Origin of the sequence: Streptomyces gelaticus (assembly GCF_014649535.1) — a bacterium.
GTDB classification, from domain to species: Bacteria; Actinomycetota; Actinomycetes; order Streptomycetales; family Streptomycetaceae; genus Streptomyces; species Streptomyces gelaticus.
Map to the genome: position 1 here is coordinate 106590 of NZ_BMTF01000015.1, position 16115 is coordinate 122704.

Genomic DNA, 16115 nt, shown 5'->3' on the forward strand with positions numbered 1-16115 from the left:
GGGACGTCCCATCAACGCGTCACTTCCCCGACGGCCCTGGCAGCCGCTCCCGGCCGCCCCGCAATCTGGTCGCAGAGCCGGCCGACGTGGCCGGGTCCACCCAAGGGGAGGAAAACACCATGCGAACCATGACGAGGGCATTCATCGGCGCCACCACTGCCATCGCGATCGCCGGCGGAGGCGTGGCGGCGGCGGGCACCGCCTTCGCGGCGACCGGGCAGACCACGCAGGCGGTGGCGGGTTCCACGGCCGTCACCCCGCAGGCGGTCGTCAACCTCGGCCTCAACGCCACGCAGGCCAAGAAGCTCCAGCGCGACCTGAAGAACAACTGGGGCTACAAGGGCGCCATCGACGGGCAGCTCGGCACCGACAGCTGGAAGGCGATGCAGCGCTTCCTCAAGGCCACCTGGGGCTACACCGGCGCGATCGACGGCATCGTCGGCAGCGGCACGGTGAAGGCGATCCAGCGCTGGCTGAAGGCCAACTGGGGCTACACGGGCGCGATCGACGGCGTCGCCGGGCCGGGGACCCAGGCCGCGCTGAAGCGGTACTGCAACTCCTGAGTCCGTCGGGAGCGGCTGACGCACCGAGCCGGAGCGCCGGGCCCCGCGGCCCGTCGCTCCGGCGATTCGTTTTCCGTTTTCCGTTTTCCGGTTCCGTCTTCCATCTTCCGGTTTCCGGGTTCAGTCCGTGAAGCACTCGGAGCGTCTGCCCGGAGCCTTGAGACAGATCCTTGCGCCCGCACCGCTGGTGCCCGCGGTCATCGGGGTCGCCAGGTACTGCCCGGCGTCCCGGCTTCCCTCGGCCGTGACCTGCTGGGTGCGTCCGGTCGGCAGTGACAGTACGACCCGGTCGCCCGGCAGCAGCCCGGTGGTCCGTACCCACACGGTGCGGCAGAGCCTGGCGTGGCGCAGCTCCAGGCGCTGTCCGCCGGAAGCGGTGTGGGTGGCGAGGGTGGTGATCATCCCCGCCCCGCCGCACCCCATGGCCACGGGGCTCTTGCCCTCGCAGGTGTCGCCGCTGCATCCCGGGTTGCGTACCAGCGGCTCCGCGGCGGCGAGGGCCTGCCCGTCCGGCCTTTGGCCGATGAGCGCGGGTACGGCGAGCCCGGCCGCCACCACCCCGGCGACGACCGCGGCGACCACCCACCGCCGTACCCTCACGCGGGCAGCGGTGGCGGACGGGCCGGGGGCAGGGCGGTCCGGTTCCTCCGGTGCGGGTACGGGCCGGGCCCGGCCGCTCCATTCGGCGTCGGCCAGCTCCCAGAGGGCCAATAGCCGCCCGGCCGGTGTCCCGGTCAGTGCGCACAGCTCCTCGACCGCCCGGCGCGGTGCGGGCTTCTTCCCGTTGAGGTACCGCTCCCAGGACGATTTGCTGTACGGGGTACGGGCCGCCAGCGCGGCCAGGCTCAGCCCGGAGCGTTCCCTGATCCCCCGGAGTTCCTCCGCCAGCTGCCCGCCCACGGTGGAGGCCGTCATGCGCGCAGCTCCCTCCAGGTGTCCGGGCCGATGATGCCGTCGACGACCAGATGGTGCGCCTGCTGGAACTTCTTGGCGGCGGTCTTGGTCCGCTCGTCGTACAGCCCGTCGAAGGCCTTCGGGCTGAAGCCCTTCTCGCGCAGCAGGCACTGGGCCTCCACCACGTCGAAACCGGTGCTGTTGATGTCGAGCAGCATCTCGCGGGTGTCGCTGTGACCGGCCCGCAGTTCGCCGTCCTTGCGCCGCACCGTGCACTCGTACGTCCGGCCGCGCAGATATCCGGCTTCGGCCGCCGCGGCGCCGGTCCTCTCCGTCGGGGCGTCGTCGTCCCACGCCCCCGCGGTCAGCAGCCCGGCCCCGAAGGACACGGCGACGGCCAGCGCCACCGCGCCGAGCGTCCATTTCAGCGGCACCGTGCGCGCTGCCGCCGGGCGCGGCGCACGGTCCTGGCCGCCGCCCTGTTCCTGATCCTGTTCCTGTTTCTGGTCCCGGCCCTGTTCCCGGTCCTGCGACGGCTGGTCGGGCCGTCCGGATTCCTTGGTGCGGGCCCGTTCGGCGACCTCGTACAGCACGATGAGCCGCGTCGGCTCCGTACCGCAGACCTCGGCCAGTTCCTCGACCGCCTGGCGCGGTACGGGCTTCTTGCCGTTCAGATACCGTTCCCACGAGGAGCGGCTGTAGCCGGTCCGGCTCGCGAGCGCGGCCAGGCTCAGGCCGCTGTGGTCCTTCAGTCTTCGTAACTGGACGAGCAGTTGGCGTTCGCTGCTCGGCAGCTCCGTGGGCAGCTCTTTCCATCGCGGCATGCGAATTCCCCCGGTTCTTCCGGCCGTTGTCATAAATAGTGGGGTATCGAGGCCCCGCACGCGAGGAGTTGGCCTCCCCGGGACTGTCGCCGCGTCGCTGCCAAGTGGTCAGGTTTCCGGGGGAGTTGGTGCCGGTCCACGCAAGGGCACTTGCCCCCGCCGCCGTGCGGCCGGTAGGAACCAGGCGTGACCGATCAAGGGAAGTTCGCGCGCGCTGTCATAACGCTCTCGTCCGTCGTCGTCGCCGGGTGTGCTCTCACCGTGACGATCAAGGTGATGAACACCGATACCGAAGCGATGTACCCGCCGCGACTGCTGGACCAGGAAGCGGTGGAACGGCAGGCTGCCGAGACCGTGCGGGGAGCGGGGAAGATGTCCAGGGACGGGGTGAGCTGTCCGGCGGCCATGGAGGCCAAGAAGGGCAACAAGTTCGACTGCGACGTGCAGGAAGGTTTCAACACCAAGACCGTCACGGTCGAGGTCCTCGACGACCAGGGCAGGCTCAGCATGAACGAGTCCTGAGCCTGTCGGATGTGCCCGTCTTTTCACGACCCTGTGTGTGACAGGTGCGCGGCCGGCGCAGTCGCCCCGCGGTGCTTGATGTTGACGACCGACGACTTGGCCACTGCGAGAGGGTTCAGGAAGCGCAGCGGGCCGATCAGGCGGGCTGCGAAGAGGTACATGTGCCGCGCCAGCGAGGCGTCACGCGCCGCCGCCGAGAACATCAGCCGTTCCATGGGGTTGAAGGGGCGGGACTTGGCGTAGTCGGCGGCCAGTTGTTGGTGGCCGCTCAGCCGGCGTCGGTGTGTGCGTGCGTACGCCGCGAGCGCCCTGTCGAGGTCGCCCTGCCGCCCGGTCGCGGCCGGAGCGACCGCCTCTGCCAGCCACTGCGCGGTCTGCAGGGCCCATCCGCATCCCACTCCCCACAGGGGGTCGCTGGTCAGGGCTGCGTCGCCGATGAGCGCGACGCCCGGCGCGGTCGGCCTGCGGCTGTGGAGCGGGTAGTCGACCGTGCCGGTGATCTTCGATATGCGTTCGGCGGAGTCGATGGGCGGGGCCTCGGGCAGGGCGCGGACGAAGTCGAGGAAGCTGCCCTCCAGGTCTTCCCGGAAGGCCGGCAGCCGTTTCTTGTCCGGGAGCACCGCGAGGACCGTCACTCCGTCGTCGTTCGGGAACGCGTACGCCATGTCGGGTTCCAGGAACCAGGTCTGGCCGATCCCGCCGGGGAGCGGAAGGTTGCGGAAGTGCGCGAGATAGCCGAACCGTGCGTTCTCGTGCACCCGGGCCGGCACCCCGGCGAGCTTCGCGACGGCCGAGTCCTTGCCGTCGGCGCCGACCACCAGGCGGGCCCGGATCTCGCGCTCGCCCTGCGGTGTCGACGCGCGCACCCCCACGGTTCGCCCGGCTTCCCGGACCAGCCCGGTCACCCGGTGACCGAGGAGCACCTCGACGCCGGGCGTCTCCACCGCACGGGACCTGAGCAACGGGTCGAGGACGCTGCGCCGGATGTTGTACCCGTGCGGCAGCTCGGGGCCCCCTGGCGCGGCCTTCGGCTCGATCCATCCCCAACGGGTGTACCAGCGGGCCGCGTTGCTCATGGCCCCGGCCTTTTCGAGGGCGGGAACGAGGCCGAGTTCGTCCAGCACCGGGTAGGCGTTGGCCGTGATGGAGTGGGTGCAGAGCACCTTGTACGCCTCGGGGTCCGAGCGGCGTTCCAGCAGCGCGACGCGCACGCCGCGCCGGGCGAGCAGGATCGCCGCGGCACTGCCGGCGAGGCCGGATCCGCTGATGACGACGTCGTAGTCGTATCCGGCGCTCTCGGGATTGGTCATGTGCTGATCGTCCCCTTCGGAGTGTGCCGTTCATGGGAGCGGTGCAGTGCCCCTGCTGTCAGGCACATGGCGAAGTGTAGGGAGCCGACGAGCCGGAGATCCGGTGATCGGGCGTTACGGAGGACCGGAACCGAGCAACGTAAAGGCTCCGTACACCCCCGACGCGAGCGCCGCCACCCCCACGGCCACCGCCGGAAGCGTCCGTCGCCGGGCCCCCGCCAAGGCCACCGCGGCCGGCAGCAGCAACGGGAACGCGGGCATCATCAGCCGGGGCCTGGAGCCGAAGTAGCCGGACCCGATCAACGAGATCACGACCACCACGACGCAGTAGGTGATCACGGGCAGCGGCTGGCGCGGCCGTTGCCGTACGCACAGCCACAGCACCCAGAAGAGGAAGGCGAAGGCCGCGCACAGTCCGAGCCCCGCGAAGACGTTGCGGCCGAACTGTTCCACCACGAACGCGGCCAGCGCCGCCCCTCCGTCGATCCGGTTGTTCCAGTCCGCCTGGACGTCGAAGTACGCGAACGGGTGCCCCTCGCGCACGGCCACGAAGGCGATGTACGACAGCCAGCCCAGCGGGGCCAGGCAGGCACCCACCACCATCTGCAGCTGTGTCCGGAGCGGTTCACCTGCGCGCCATGCGGTGAACAGCCGCCATAGCGCCGTGACGCCGATCGCCGCGATCAGCGCGGCCGCGACCGGCCGGGTGAGCCCGGCGCCGACGCACAGCACCCCCGCCGTGATCCACCTGTCGGTCAGAACGGCGTACAACGCCCAGGCCGCCAGCGCCGTGAACAGCGTCTCGGTGTACGCCATGGACTGCACGAACGCCGTCGGGTACGCCCCCCAGAGCACGGCCAGCAGCACTCCTGCCCGGCGCCCGTACAGCCGCGCGCCCACGGCGAAGATGCCCCCGGCGGCGGCGAGCGAGGCGAGCCACGAGACCAACAGGCCCGCGCCGGCCACGCCGAGGGGCGGGATCAGGGCGGACAGCCCCCGCTCCAGCGCGGGCAGGAGCGGGAAGAAGGCCAGATCGGAGTGGAAGGTGCCATCCGGGAGGCGGACCTCGTAGCCGTATCCGTGCTCGGCGATCCGCTGGTACCAGACCGAGTCCCAGCGGCCCGCCAGCCGGTGCATTCCGTCCTTGCCGGTGGCGGAGGCGGCGATCAGGAGGATCGCGACGCCGGTGATCCGTACGGCGACGTAGCCCAGCAGTGCGGGCGCGGCGTAGCGGAGCGAGGCGGCCGACGGACGGGACGCGGAACCCGGCCGCGGGGCGGCAGCCCGGGAGAGGGGGACGGACTTGATCTCGGGCATGTCGGAAGTATCGCGCGTCGACGCCCGTCGGGCCGCACCGGCCTCGACGCGGGCGGCCAGGCTCCGGCCATCACGCCTTCACGCTACGAGGGGAGGGACACCGGCCGCCCGCCGCCTTCGAGATCGACGAGTGGGCGGGTGACATTGCGCCACAGGGCGACGACATCAAACAGATCGTTTTCTTCTCCCTGCCCGACGCCCCACAACGCTGGTGTGGATGTGTTGTGTTGGCGCGATCTCGTCTCTTTCGCTTTTCTGGTGACAGTTTGTGTGTACCTTGTGACCGCTCGCATGGGAAGTGTGGGTGTCGTGAGTCATTCGTGGCTCATGAGGGGGCCCTGGGGAGGGACGGCGTGCGCATGCGCGGCGAACGGTTCGGAACAGGTGTGTCCGCACGCCGACGGGCATTCACGGTGGGGTTGCTGGGACTGGCCTTATCGGTCGGGTTAGTGCCAGCAGAGGCAGCTCCATCCGCCCCCTCGTCGGGAGCGTCCACGCGGATTCAGAGCAGTGCCCTCGACGACGCGACGCCAGTTGGCAGCCCTGCGGGTCCGACTGCGCCCACGGCCGCCGAGCCGACCACGAACAACGCGGTGTATGCCTACGATGCGGCATCCCGCCTCGTCGGTGTCACGGACCCGGACGGCCAGACCGCGCGCTACCGCTACGATGCGGCGGGCAACCGCCTCGGTGTGGACCGTTTCGCATCGAGTGCCCTGTCGGTTCTTTCCTTGGTTCCTGTTCGTGCTGCGTCGGGTGAGAGCGTCACTCTTTCCGGCACAGGGTTCTCGACAACAGCGGCCTCCAATACGGTCTCGTTCGGGACGAAGACGGCTACGGTCACGTCGGCGTCGGCCACCCGGCTGGTGGTGACTGTTCCCGAAGGCGCGGCCAAGGGGCCGGTGTCAGTAACAGTCGGCGGTGCCAGCGCAGCGTCGATAGAGACCTTCACTCCGTCCCCGGGCAAGCCCAGCGTCACCTCGTATGCGCCGCCCTCCGGGCCGCCGGGCACAGAAGTGGTGCTCTCCGGGTCTGCTTTCGCGTCTGCGGCGACGGACAATGTCGTCCGTTTCAACGGTGGCAAGATCGCAGAAGTCGTCGAACGTACTGACACGGCCCTGACGGTGAAGGTCCCCGCAGGCGCTACGACAGGTCGGATCACGATTGAGACCCCTGACGGCCGGGGATCGGCTCCCGGCGACTTCAGTGTTCCCCTGGAGGGAAACGAATTCGAGACAACTGTTCGTACGTCGCCGACCGATGAAGACCCACCTTCAGTTTCGATCTCGGCCTCCGACAAGAGAGCCCGAGTGCTGATCGATGCCGACGCAGACGACTCTCTGAGCTTCCACCTCTCCGGCTCGACGTTCAAAGGCGACCTGCAGCTGAGGATGGTCTCTCCCCAGGACATCGAACTCGACCAGGTCCGGGTGAGCCCCGGCGAGCTCTTCGACTGGGATCTCACCAACCTGCCGGTCTCCGGAACGTATTCCCTGGTCATCGAGCCGTACAGCTCCCGTACCGGGGCGGGAGCCGTCACGGTCACCGCGTCTCAGGCCTTGGCGGTCGGCCGGCTCTCGCCGACCGATGCGGCGCCTGCCAGCATCAGCCTGAACAGGCCAGGGCGACTCGCGAAAGCCACCTTCGAGGCACAGAAAGGCGACGACCTCTCGATCGGCGCGCTCGACAGCACCTTCAGCGGTGGGGCCCACATCACGGTGCAGACACCGTCCGGTGAGCTTGTCGGCTGGGGAGGGACCTACGTCTCCGCCGGAGCCTCCGCAACAGTCGGGCTGGGAGACTTGCCGGAGACGGGAACCTACATCGTCACCGTAAACCCCGACCCAGGGGTCACAGGAACGCTGGGACTTCTCCTGTCGGCGGACGTCAAGGTATCTCTTTCGCCGGACGCGGCATCAGTACCCGTGGTGGTGACGCGGCGTGGGCAGCTGGCGCGAGCGGAGTTCACCGCCCCGCCCGGCGGAATTGTAGGGCTCGGCGTCACTGACGTGACGATCCCGATTAATTCGACCCTCCAGGCATGGGACGCCGACGGAAATATCGTCGAGCGCGCCGGAAACGTCTTCGCGAACAGCGACGGTACTCTGCACCTGAACGACCTGACCCCTGGAGACGACTACACAGCGGTCCTCCAGACGTATGCGGCCTCCACCGGGTCGGTGAAGTTCTGGCTTTCGACTCCGGTGACAACCACGCCCCTCAGAGTCGACAGCCCCAGCGCACAAGCGGAACTGACACGACCGGGCCAGCAGCTCATCGTTCCCGTCCTCGCCGCGGACAACAGCGGGATCTCGACCTTCGTGTCCGGACCGGTCGCACTGAAAGGCATGGCCACGGTCGCAAGGGCCACTCCCGACGGCCAAGTCGTGACAGGCATCGGCACGATAGGTACATCGGGAGAGACTAGGGTTGTTCTTCCCGCGCCCCTGCCCGAGGGAACACACCTGGTTCTGGTCCAACCCTGGCGCACAGCCATGGGCACCGTAACCGCATCACGGATAGCCGGGGTGAACGCCGGAACACTGACGCTGGGCGGGGCCAAACAGGCGGCAGTGATCTCCCAGCCGTACCAGCACGCCTACTTCACCTTCACAGTCGAGTCGGAGGAAGGGGCCCAACCCGATATCGAGGTCGAGGCACCGTCACCGTTCGCCTGGACCGCGACACTGGTTGATTCGTCAGGTGAGAACTGGAGCTCGGCATCCCTGTCCCAGTCGACTCTCTCAGCATCCTTGGACTTCGTCGAGCCAGGCACGTACACGTTGGTGGTCGCGCCGCAAGGCACGTCGACCGGTCAGATCACTCTCGGCCTCAAGGACGGATCCGCCGCCGCGGCGAGCAGCGGTGACGGCACGAGCGATGCAGCGGGGATCGCTCCCGAGGGGGCGGACGCCTGGCAGCCGGGCAAGCAGCAGAAAGCCGGCCGGGACTGGGTGACAGGCCGCGGGCAAGGGCCGAAAGCCCCTCAGAGCCTTCGATCTCCCCCGAACAAAACGGCGTTGACCGGTCACATGCTGAAGCTGGACGGGAAGCCCCTGGCCAAGGTCACTGTCTCCGTCGGCGACAAGACAGCCAGAACCGACTCCCGCGGCAGATTCCTGCTGGCCGGCATCAGTCCCGATGCGAAGACCCTGGTGGTCGACGGTTCGACGGCCAACACGAGGAAGCGACAGTACGGCCGCTTCGACATACACATCGGCCCGAAGCGCGGCCAGAGTGTCGATCTCGGGTTCCCGGTCTGGATGACGCCCCTCGACACCAGGAATACGGTGAGCTTCGCCGCCCCGGCGAAGTCCGACGTCGTGCTGAAGACCCCGAAGATTCCTGGGCTCGAAGTCCGCATCCCCAAGGGTTCGGTGGTCCGGGACGAGAAGGGCAAGCCGGTCACGGAGCTGGGAATCACGGCCATACCCATCGACCGGCCGCCGTTCCCGCTGCCCGAGAACAGCGTCGTGCCCGTGTACTTCACCGTGCAGCCGGGCGGCACATACGTCTTCCCCAAGGGCGCGCAGGTCATCTATCCGAACTACACACGCGAAGCCCCCGGCACCCGCGTGGAGTTCATGGACTACGACCCGAAGAAGAAGGGCTGGTACGTCTACGGGCACGGGAAGGTGTCCGAGGACGGCCGTCAGGTCGTGCCCGATGCCAAGACGCGGATCTGGGCCTTTCACGGCGCGATGTTCAACATCCCCGACTGGCTGCCCTGGGACCTGTCGTGGGTGAAGGACACTGTCGACTGGCTGTCCGGCGACCCCGTCGACCTGTCCACCGGAATGCTCACCGACTCACGTACCGACCTGGCCGTGTCCGACTCCCGCGGCTCGGCCGAAATCACCCGTACCTACTGGCAGGGCGACACACGAAGCCGCGCCTTTGGCATCGGACGCGACCTCTCCTACAACATCTTCCTGCACTCGAAGAAACAGTACGAACAGGTCGACCTGTACCTGCCGGGCGGCCAGTCGGTCCCCTTTGTGCGCACCTCGGACGGCACGGGCTACGCCGACGCAGTCTTCGAACCCTCCGGAACCCCATCCGGATTCCACGGCTCGAAGATTGTGTGGGACGACGGAGCGTGGCACATGAAGTTCCGTGACGGCACTACCTGGATCTTTCCTCAGTACGCACCTCTGAAGGAGATCCGGGACCGGCACGGCAACGCCGTTCAGCTGACCCGAGCCGGCAACAAGGGCGAGATCACACACATCGCCACCCCCGGCGGCCGCTGGATCTCCCTCGCCTACGACACCAAGAAGCGCGTTTCATCAATCCGGGACAACGCAGGCCGCACGACCGAATACACCTACGACACCACCGGACGCCTGTCCACCGTCAAGGACCCGGCAAACAAGATCAGCCGCTACACATACGACGGCACGTCCAACCGCATCAAAACAGCAGTGGACGCCCGCGGCATCACCTACATGACCAACGTCTACGAGGGCGGGCGGGTCAAGGAACAGACGCTCACCGAAGGCGCCAAGTATACCTTCGAGTACACGCTGACCGGCGCGGGCAAGGTGACCTCCACAACGGTCACGCAGCCCGGTGGGCCCCTGAGGCGGGTCGAATTCGACGCCGACGGCTTCGGAGTCAAGGACACCCAGGCCCACGGCAGCACCCTGGCCCGCACCACCCAGTACCACCGGGGGCCTCACCACCGCGTGGACGCGGTCACCGACCCGTATAACCGCCGCACCGAACTCACCTACGATGCCAACGGGTACATCACCCGCACCACCGAGCTCGCAGGCACGCCACAGGCACGCCAGTCCGGCACCGCGGTCTACGACGGTCTGTACGACCAGCCCACCGCCCTCACCGATCCGTTGAACAACACCACCATCCTCGGCTACGACGCCGTGGGCGACCTGCGGAAGATCACCGACCCCGAAAAGAGGGAAACCGCTCTCACCTACACCCCTGACGGGCAGGTGAAGACGGTGACCGACGCCTCCAACGCGGTGACCGAATACACCTACCTGAACGGTGAGGTGACATCGGTCAAGGACGCGGAGGGCCGCACCAGCAGCCAGTTCCTCGACGCGGCAGGACGGCCGTCCGCTCTGACCGACGCAGCAGGATCCCTCACGACTCTCACGTACGACTCTCTCAACCAGACCCGCAAGATCACCGATCCGCTCGGCCAGACCACTGCCCTGGATTACGACGAGAACGGCAACCTGACCACCCTCACCGACGCCCGCCAGAACACCACCATCTGGGAGTACGACAACGCCGACCGGGCCAAGTCGGCGAAGGATCCGCTGGGAGCACAGGCGCTGTTTGCCTATGACGCCGCAGGCAATCTGGCGAAGGTGACCAGCCGCTCGAACCAGGTCGCCACAGCCGAGTACGACCTGCTGGGACGGGCGAAGAACACCAAATACGGCGTGAACGTCGCCGGCACGGCCGAATCCACCGTCACCTACGCCTACGACGCGGTCGACCTACCGAAGACGATCACAGACACCCAGGCGGGGACCCAGACCTTCGAATACGACGCGTACGACCGGCCGAAGACAGTCACCGGACCCACCGGCACGGTCGCCTACGTCTACGACGCTGCGGATCGACGCAAGGAGATGACCGCAGCCGGGAAAACCACGCTCTACGGCTACGACACCTCAAGCATCCTCAAATCCGTTACCTCCGGCGATCAAACGGTCACCTTCGGCCTGGACGCGGTGGGCCGCGAGAAGACGGCCGCACTGCCGGGCGGGATCACCCGTACCACCACCCTGGACAAGACAGGCACCATCAAGAACATCAGCTACGCCAAGGATGCGGCTGACATCGGTGACCTCTCCTACACAAGGGACGTACGCGGCCTCCAGACCGGCCTGTCCGGCACTCTCGCCTCGGTGGCACTGCCGGCGGCAGAGACAGGCGCGGTGTTCGGGAAGGACAACCGGCTCACCACCTTCAACGGCCGCTCCTTCACCTACGACGCGGACGGCCGGCTCAAGACCGACGGGAAACGCACCTACACCTGGAACGCGCGCGGCCAACTGTCCGGGCTCACTGCCACCGGCGGAGCTTCGAGCCTGTTCACGTACGACGCACTGGGCACACGCGCCACCAAAACCCTCGGTGCCACCACCAAAAAGTTCCTGACCGACGGCTCCAACCCGCTCGTGGAACAAGACGCCACAGGAGCCGCAACAGCCACGGTCGCGACATCCGGCCTGGACGAGTACCTGACCCGGACCGAAAACAATGCGACGCAGATTTACCTCACCGACGCGCTGGGCACAGTCGTCGGTCTGGCCGACACCGATGGCACGGTCGTCACCCGCTACACCTACGACCCCAACGGCCAGTCCACCACCTCAGGGGCCGCATCCTCCAACCCCTACACCTTCACCGGACGCGAGTCCGATGGAACGGGGCTCCTGCACTACCGCAACCGCTACTACGACCCCGAGACCGGCCGTTTCATCTCCCAGGACCCGATCGGTCACGCGGGCGGGACCAACCTCTACCAGTACGCGCTCAGTTCACCCACCACCTACACCGACCCCTCGGGCAACAGCCCACTGCTCGCGGGTTGTGTCTTCGGCGGCCTCTCCGAAGCTGGCCTCGACTGGCTCGGCCAACGCCTGTCGGGCCGTAAAGTCGACTGGGGCCAGGTCGGCACCTCCGCCGCCATCGGCTGCGCAACCGGCATGCTCGGCGCCGGGGGCGCGACCAAGTGGGCATCCCTCGGCAAGTGCCGCAAGGTCGGCAACAGCTTCACCTCGGACACCACCGTTCTCCTCGCAGACGGCACCCGTAAACCGATCAAGGACGTTCAGATCGGCGACGAAGTCCTGGCCACCGACCCCGAAACCGGCGAAAGCGGCCCCCGTCCGGTCACGGCCCTGATCAAGGGCACAGGTGACAAACAACTGGTCGACATCACCCTCGACACGGGCGCATCCCACTCCCTGACGGCCACAGACGGCCACCCCTTCTGGGTCCCCGCTCTGAACCGCTGGATCGAAGCTGACGAGCTCACCGCCGGTCAGTGGCTCCAGACGAGTAGTGGCACCTGGGTACAGATCACTGCAGTCACCCGCCGCACCACATCCACCACGGTCTACAACCTCACCGTCGCAGATTTCCACACGTACTATGCGCTGGCGGGCGAGACTCCGGTGCTCGTCCACAACGCAGGCTGTGGGGTTGGCGGTGCCCTGAAGGGGTGGCGGAGCCAGAGCTTTACTTTCGGGGATAATTCCTTCCTTTTGAGAAAGCGGGACCTCACTCACATCCTTGAAGGCCATCACCCTGCCTACCTTCGGGGAAATTCGGGCGATAACACCCTCTTCGGCAAGGGGGTGAGCATTGATGACGTCCAGAGTGCGGTATCCGCAGTGATGAGGCAGAATCAACGCAAGCTGAGTAGTCCCGAATATGCTCAAGGGAAGTGGGGCAAGATATATGGCGAGTACCAAGGGCGCTCCTATGTTCTTGGTTTCGGGGATGGCGTGGTTGGCCAGTTCTTTCCACTTCCGTGATATTACCCCGAAGGCGGGATTGGTGAGATGTGCGGAAGCCTGATGGCAGCGGAAGTGAGAACCTTCGTTGTCTCTGACTCCGGGGAATTCATTCCGATTGAGAGTTGTGGAATCAGTTTCTCTCGAGATCGGCGCATTCAAGGGGCTATTGAGTTCTGTGTCGATGGTGTCCAGATCTTTGGGCGCAACGATATCGACACCATCGATGCTCTTTGGTCTCTGATCCTTACCTACCTCGAACATTTCATAGCAGGTGAGGGCGGGGTGCTAAATTTTCCGGAGCGTAGCTTTATGCTCGACCTGAAAAGAGTGTCTGGTGGAAATGTTGTAGTGAAGTTTGTGGGCCGAGATGAGAAGCGCACTGCTTTGAGTCGCGAGAAGGCCGTTCTAGGGGCCTTGGCGTCAGGTGCCGTAGAGTTCTTTAGTGCAGTTCTTAACTCCTCTCCAAAAGAGGAGTGGAGCTATAGGCGAGATCTCGGTGCGGCGGTTCGGTTGCATGAGGAGTACCCGTATATAGAGTGATCAGCCGGTCACCTCCTCGGCGAGTCTGGTTGGAGCACTTTCCAAGCTGGTCTGGAAACAACAGATCATGGGAGATGGCTGGTTCGATTATCCCCTGGTCGGGCCAGTCTCGGTTCGAGTCTCGGATGTGTCCACTGACGTCCAGTAGATCGACCGAGGAAAAAGCCCAGGCGTTTTCCCCGAGGGAAATCATTTGGCTCCGTAAAGGGGTTCCGTAGGGTGTTTGACGGCAACGTAGTCGGACGCCCGCGGCCCCCACGAGGTTTCTCGTGGGGGCCGCGGACGTCTTCGGTACGTCACCGCGTCGTTGTGGTAAGAGGAGGGTCGTCGGGACGGCCGTGCCCGTCGAGCGCGTTGCTCAGGGTGTCGATGGCTTGGCGTTGGAGGCGAAGCCTGACGTGGGCGTAGGCGCCGGCAGTGACGCCGATATCCGGTACGCGGTCACGCGGCCTTGCGCGGAGGGGACGGGGATGCCGCGGTTGCTGGCGGCGATCTTCTTGGTGAGTTTGGCCAGGGCCTATTTGCGGGTGGTGCCGTAGACGCGGACGCGGCGGCGCGTGCTGCCGGGGGGCGAGGACGTATCCGGCGGTCTGCGTCACCGGCGAAGAGCGCAACTGCGGGGCCACCTCAGGCACGCTGCACACCTCGGACGAACTGACCCTTTGGATCGCCGGACACTGCGCCTGGAGCGGAGCGGCCCGGAGTTCTACGAGCAGACCGTCCGCGCCCTCGTCCGCGCCGAGCCCGGCGCATGGCAGTAACGTCCCCCTGCGCCGACACCACGCCAGCAGTATCGCGACCGTGCGGCCCGAGCCCTTGACGGCAGTAGCGACGGCAACACCCACGGATTTCGCCGCACAACCACGGACACCAGCGGAACCCGAAACACGCGCTGACCTGCAAAGAAGCAGGCGTCGATCGATTAATTAAGGAGGTGAAGGAGATCGGTGTTCGTTGAAAGGTTCAACGTCGTAGCGCGGGCACTAGGCAGGAAAGCTTTGACGCCTAATCGATCTATTGAGTCATGGCTTCAGTTCGTCGAAAGCTGCGAGGAGGGCTACGAAGATAGTCTTGCTGAATACAGGAATGAATTGTCCATTCGGCGCTTCCTGCAAGCGGTGTTCGATGACTCACAGGTTCAGCGAACCTCGGATGCGCAGTGGTTCATCAGGGAAGTCGAGGCCATCGACGCGAAATTTTCATCGCTGCTTGAGGCCGGGTTTCAAGTCGCTGGAAGCTGGGGCTGGTGGGAACGTCGAATTCCCCGCGTCGGCGGTGGGTATTCCTGATCGATGTCCGAGATGCTTATGGCGTGGATTTGGAGCCGATCTGAACTGACGCCAATGTGCGTGTGGCTCAACAGCTCCTTGAGCATGACGAGTTCGATGTCCTGCTTCAGGAGTGGGGCGAGCACGTTCGGGTTGGGTGGCACGCCCCACTCCTGTTCACACGGTGACCGAAGACGGATCGCGGCTTCGTCAGAAGCCCTCTGGTCGGGACCCCGTCCGTCTGGACCCAGATACGGAGAGGGTAGCCGTTAGCTGAACGTGTCAATCCACTTGTTGCCGTGCGGGGGGACGAAGAAGTACCCGCCGCCCGTGGTCAGCAAGTACTTTGCCAGGGGTTCCCCTTCCAGGCGTTTCTGGGCTGCTTCGAACCCTTGGGTCAGATCTCGCTGGAAACAGGAGAAGATGATCCCCGTATCACCGTTGCCCCGGTCGTAGCTGTAACTGCGCCGCACGATCGGTGGGGGAGTGCGGCGGTCAGGGGCTGCGAGGCGTACATGGGAATCAAGCGGGGTGAGCCTGCCGGTCGGATCGGCCGCGAAGTTGGGCTGTTCGTCGGCCGGCGTGCCGTCGAGCCACCCCCCGTCGCGTCGGCGGCCGATGATCCGTTCCTGTTCTCGTACCGAGTCTTTGTCCCATAGGTCGGTCGCGAACCGGATGATGCGCACAACCTGGTAGCTGCCGCCCACAGCCCACTGTGGCTCGTTCTGATCGGCAGAAATGAGTGCGCGGCTGAGGGATTCCCTGTCGGTGCCCGGATTACCGAAGCCCTCGGTGAAGTGGAACGGGTTACGGGCCAGGCCCCTGCCGTCCTCGACCCGGTTGGCGGGACGAGAGCCATTGATGTGCCACCGAATCGTCCAGTGCGGGGAGGTGGTGTTCCTGAGGCGCTCAACGGTCTTCTGTATCGCCGCGGCCTTGTCGCTCGCGACGTGTGCAAGAACGTCTCCATGCGCCATGGCGGGATCAAGAAGGTCGCCGGTGAAGTGCGGCATGGCCTTGAGTCGGCGAGGAATCGACTTCTCAGGTCCGAAAAGTTTCGCCCCAAGGGCGAACCCCACAGACGTGTCCGGCTCGGCGGCGACACGAACCTGTTTCACCAGTTCTCTCAATGCGCCATGTGGCCGTCCGATATCGAGCGCGATCAACGCCACGTACTTTTCCGGCAAAATTCCACGCAACTGGACAGGAACGCCGACCGAGTCGTCAGAGCCGGCACTGTCCCCTGCAGCGCCCCTGTCTGCCAGCCCGTAGGCAGCCGCACCTCCACCTGCTAAAGCAACTGCCACGCCCGAAGCCATCAAGTTCCTGCGCCGTATCACTTCGACCTCGCTCACTTTGATGAGCCCGT

The 16115-nt window shown here is 66.1% G+C and carries 10 protein-coding genes and 1 pseudogene; 5 read left to right on the forward strand and 6 right to left on the reverse strand.

The annotated features are described in order from the left end of the window. The first annotated feature begins 119 nt into the window (after window positions 1-119). Complete coding sequence (locus tag IE107_RS21615) at window positions 120-563, forward strand: peptidoglycan-binding domain-containing protein (protein WP_189545486.1); 444 nt, start codon at window positions 120-122, stop codon at window positions 561-563. A 120-nt stretch (window positions 564-683) separates the two neighbouring features. Here the strand turns inward: IE107_RS21615 and IE107_RS21620 are convergent, their stop codons facing one another. Then, window positions 684-1478: a helix-turn-helix domain-containing protein gene (locus IE107_RS21620; protein ID WP_189545487.1), complete on the reverse strand. Its 795-nt coding sequence runs from the start codon at window positions 1476-1478 to the stop codon at window positions 684-686. Beyond that, window positions 1475-2281 carry a helix-turn-helix domain-containing protein gene (locus IE107_RS21625; RefSeq protein WP_189545488.1) on the reverse strand — a complete coding sequence of 269 codons (807 nt, stop codon included), beginning with the start codon at window positions 2279-2281 and terminating at the stop codon, window positions 1475-1477. Before IE107_RS21625 ends, IE107_RS21620 begins: the two co-directional genes overlap by 4 nt. A gap of 186 nt (window positions 2282-2467) precedes the next feature. Between IE107_RS21625 and IE107_RS21630 the strand changes: the two genes are divergently transcribed. Beyond that, the gene (locus tag IE107_RS21630; RefSeq protein ID WP_189545489.1) at window positions 2468-2803 is read left to right on the forward strand and encodes a DUF4333 domain-containing protein; all 336 of its coding nucleotides are present in this window, start codon (window positions 2468-2470) and stop codon (window positions 2801-2803) included. A 23-nt stretch (window positions 2804-2826) separates the two neighbouring features. On the opposite strand, the gene IE107_RS21635 is transcribed toward IE107_RS21630, so the two are convergent. Then, window positions 2827-4113, reverse strand: coding sequence for an NAD(P)/FAD-dependent oxidoreductase (locus IE107_RS21635; protein ID WP_189545490.1), 1287 nt, complete (start codon window positions 4111-4113; stop codon window positions 2827-2829). A gap of 114 nt (window positions 4114-4227) precedes the next feature. Next, window positions 4228-5430 carry a mannosyltransferase family protein gene (locus tag IE107_RS21640; RefSeq protein ID WP_189545491.1) on the reverse strand — a complete coding sequence of 401 codons (1203 nt, stop codon included), beginning with the start codon at window positions 5428-5430 and terminating at the stop codon, window positions 4228-4230. 593 nt (window positions 5431-6023) lie between these two features. Here IE107_RS21640 and IE107_RS21645 point away from each other — a divergent pair. Next, window positions 6024-12956: an RHS repeat-associated core domain-containing protein gene (locus tag IE107_RS21645; RefSeq protein WP_189545492.1), complete on the forward strand. Its 6933-nt coding sequence runs from the start codon at window positions 6024-6026 to the stop codon at window positions 12954-12956. Between the two features lie 42 nt (window positions 12957-12998). Further along, window positions 12999-13478: a hypothetical protein gene (locus IE107_RS21650; RefSeq protein ID WP_189545493.1), complete on the forward strand. Its 480-nt coding sequence runs from the start codon at window positions 12999-13001 to the stop codon at window positions 13476-13478. 433 nt (window positions 13479-13911) lie between these two features. On the opposite strand, the pseudogene IE107_RS35185 reads toward IE107_RS21650, so the two are convergent. Then, a pseudogene (locus tag IE107_RS35185) lies at window positions 13912-14071 on the reverse strand (site-specific integrase); the annotation flags it as partial. 354 nt (window positions 14072-14425) lie between these two features. Between IE107_RS35185 and IE107_RS21655 the strand changes: the two are divergent. Next, window positions 14426-14767, forward strand: coding sequence for a hypothetical protein (locus IE107_RS21655; RefSeq protein ID WP_189545494.1), 342 nt, complete (start codon window positions 14426-14428; stop codon window positions 14765-14767). Window positions 14768-15015: 248 nt separating this feature from the next. Here the strand turns inward: IE107_RS21655 and IE107_RS21660 are convergent, their stop codons facing one another. Further along, window positions 15016-16101, reverse strand: a complete 1086-nt coding sequence (locus tag IE107_RS21660; RefSeq protein WP_229867149.1) for a Dyp-type peroxidase — start codon at window positions 16099-16101, stop codon at window positions 15016-15018. Window positions 16102-16115: the final 14 nt, after the last annotated feature.

Excerpts from the sequence above, each read along its gene's own strand:
- IE107_RS21620 (WP_189545487.1), bottom strand. The coding sequence starts at position 1,478 with ATGACGGCCTCCACCGTGGGCGGGCAGCTGGCGGAGGAACTCCGGGGG.
- IE107_RS21640 (WP_189545491.1), bottom strand. The coding sequence starts at position 5,430 with ATGCCCGAGATCAAGTCCGTCCCCCTCTCCCGGGCTGCCGCCCCGCGG.
- IE107_RS21625 (WP_189545488.1), bottom strand. The coding sequence starts at position 2,281 with ATGCCGCGATGGAAAGAGCTGCCCACGGAGCTGCCGAGCAGCGAACGC.
- IE107_RS21635 (WP_189545490.1), bottom strand. The coding sequence starts at position 4,113 with ATGACCAATCCCGAGAGCGCCGGATACGACTACGACGTCGTCATCAGC.
- IE107_RS21615 (WP_189545486.1), top strand. The coding sequence starts at position 120 with ATGCGAACCATGACGAGGGCATTCATCGGCGCCACCACTGCCATCGCG.
- IE107_RS21650 (WP_189545493.1), top strand. The coding sequence starts at position 12,999 with ATGGCAGCGGAAGTGAGAACCTTCGTTGTCTCTGACTCCGGGGAATTC.